Raw genomic sequence first — 2,505 nt, forward strand, 5'->3', positions numbered from 1 at the left:
ACGCCCTTGCATACGATCCGCTGGTTTCTGGGATTGTCCGGGTCATCCAGATTGCTGATGATGGTGTGCCGCAGATCTGTGCCGGCGCTGATGGCGGCGCCCTCCGCCTCCAGCAGGCGGCTGGTGGCGTTGTAGATCCGCACCGTGCCGGTGACGGATACGCCGGTCAGCTTCTTGCCGGACACCAGTGTCCGGCAGCGGGGAACGTCCTCCTTGGTCTTATTGACCTTGGCCTGGAAGCCGTAGCACTCGGCCACCTGCTCTCCGTCCAGCCACAAGCTCCCCCAGGTACCGCTCCGTACCTGTGTGGAATCCAGAATATCAGGCATATATTTCCCTCCTTACTGCGCTTCCAGTACGATGTGGAAGTCCTCCATGGCGTCCTGCACCCGGCCGCACAGCAGCAGGAACACATGGCTGCCGGTATCTTCCTTCCGCAGCTCGTCATCGGTCAGTTTTTTGATCCGGGTGGCTGCTGTGGTATCCCCAGCCTCGTTTGCGGCCTTCAGCAGGTACGCACGGATCGCCTCGGCGTCCAGCTCGGCGCTGGAACTGCCGGCTACCAGAACGCTCTGCGCTTCCAGATCACTGAGATAATCCCGCAGGGCGGTCAGCAGGATACACTTATTGTCGTAGGTGTTGCCGCACTTGCCCAGGTACTCGTCCTCCACCGTGGTGATGCAGTAGTACCGGATCAGGTCGACGGCGGATACCAGCTTGATCTTCTTCAGCAGCGCGGGCTCTCCTTCAGCCAGGGTGGTCTTGGAGGTCACGGCACGGCCCAGCTTCACCTGGCGGCCATCATCCAGCAGGATCAGCTTGCCGGCGTCTACAGCGGCGTCAGCATTCTCCACGGCGGTCACGCCGGTCAGCTCTGTCAGCGCGGCATAAGTGGCACTGCAGTCCACCGGGGTACCGGCCAGAATACCGGCGATCCGGCTGGCATACTGGGCGGCGGTAAAGGTCTCTCCACCGGCTTTGATACCGCTGGCGGAGAAATTGATCACACCCTCATTGTCGCCGGCGGTCTCAGGCAGCACAGCTTTGCCGATATACCGCTTCTTGCGCTGCTCTTTGACCAGGCCACCTAGAGCCTCAGCGTCCTCCGCCGTGATATCCACAGGACCGGCCAGGTAGTCATAGCTGTATGCCGCCAGGGCGCTGAAGCCGGTGCTGATCGCCGCGTCGGCGGCGATCACGCTGATATAGACCACCACGGGCTTGTTGATGTAGCCCACCATGGCCCGCTTGACGGCGGCGATATTGGCGGCGCCCAACTCTGTGGGGATATCGCTCTCCCGGTAAATGGCGTGTACGCCGTTGGCCTTGGCGTCCCGCAGGATCAGGGCCACATTGCCTGCGGATACTCGGGCCGCTACCGTTTGGGCGGCCTTCCGCAGGGAAAAAGAAAGTTCAGGAAGTCCCATTGTATGCTCCTCTCAATTGATGTCCGCCCGGACACGCAGCGAATAACTGTCGGCCGCGGGGATATTCTCTCCGACGGTTCCCGGCCGCTGGTCCATCCAGACAGCGTTGATCTGCACACAGGCCCGATCCGGATCCCGCGGCAGAGCCTTCAGGTTCAGCTTCAAATGCCGGCCGCCGACCTGAAGGACCGGCGTCAGCAGTTCCATCACCTGATCGGTCTCCTGGGCCAGCCGATACCAGGAGGCGTCATAGTGTTCGTCCAGTTCATCGTAGAGCGTCAGCCGCATCTGCAGGTCGTGCCGGATCATAAAACGGTTGGCGTCAGTCCAATCGTTTTTTTCGACTGCGATCCAGAAAGAGGGCCGGGCAAAGTCAACGGGGCAGACATCCACATACACTGTCCGATCAGGCCATTTCTCCACCAGCCGGGCGTTGACAGCGTCCAGAATATCCAATACTTTCAACAAATCCCCCCTAAGAACATGGTCGAAAAGCGCGCTTCATGTAATACCTGCCCAACGCCGATAGTTGTATGTTTTTGTGCACCAAACAGAAAAATTATTTTTTCAGGCTTTGCAAAACAGCATCTTCGATGCGTTTTGCCCCGGCCTCCGCCAGCCGGGCAGCCTGGTCCTCCCGAACGTCCCGGTACATATACTTTCCTCGGACGGAGGCCACCCTGGCGCGGGATGGGCGTTTCCGTTTTGCGTTCCCGGACGGCCGGCGGATGGCGTGGCCGTTCTCCAGGGCGTTGGTCACATACCCGGCGGCATAACCGTCCAGATCTGTCTTGGCCATGGCCCGGACGGCCACATAGCCCTTTCCACTGCCCACTTGGTACTCCTGCACTGCGGACACGCGGGGGCCACCAATGCGTATTTGAACGTCTGTCAGCATCCGGGCGCCCGCCTCCTCGAAGAAGGCGGCCCGGGCCTCTCGGATCACGCCGGGGGCTGCGTCTAAGGCGGCGGTCACCTCTTTCAGACCGGTGATCTCAATACTCTGCATCAGATGTCCTCCTGCCGCTCGATCACATACTCGTTTTTCCACTGGTCCAGGTCCAGGGCCTGCCGCACT

General features: G+C 60.6%; 4 protein-coding genes. All 4 read right to left on the reverse strand.

Annotation, left to right across the window (positions count from 1 at the left end; genetic code table 11):
* The coding region (locus tag Q0Z69_RS16795; protein ID WP_298035549.1) for a phage tail tube protein at positions 1-329 on the reverse strand (329 nt) is incomplete at its 3' end.
* Positions 330-341: 12 nt separating this feature from the next.
* Positions 342-1,427, reverse strand: coding sequence for a phage tail sheath subtilisin-like domain-containing protein (locus tag Q0Z69_RS16800; RefSeq protein ID WP_298035550.1), 1,086 nt, complete (start codon positions 1,425-1,427; stop codon positions 342-344).
* Positions 1,428-1,439: 12 nt separating this feature from the next.
* The gene (locus Q0Z69_RS16805; protein WP_298035551.1) at positions 1,440-1,892 is read right to left on the reverse strand and encodes a DUF6838 family protein; all 453 of its coding nucleotides are present in this window, start codon (positions 1,890-1,892) and stop codon (positions 1,440-1,442) included.
* 94 nt (positions 1,893-1,986) lie between these two features.
* Positions 1,987-2,436 carry a hypothetical protein gene (locus Q0Z69_RS16810; RefSeq protein ID WP_298035552.1) on the reverse strand — a complete coding sequence of 150 codons (450 nt, stop codon included), beginning with the start codon at positions 2,434-2,436 and terminating at the stop codon, positions 1,987-1,989.
* Positions 2,437-2,505 lie beyond the last annotated feature (69 nt).

Origin of the sequence: uncultured Dysosmobacter sp. (assembly GCF_947631165.1) — a bacterium.
Lineage (GTDB): Bacteria > Bacillota > Clostridia > Oscillospirales > Oscillospiraceae > Oscillibacter.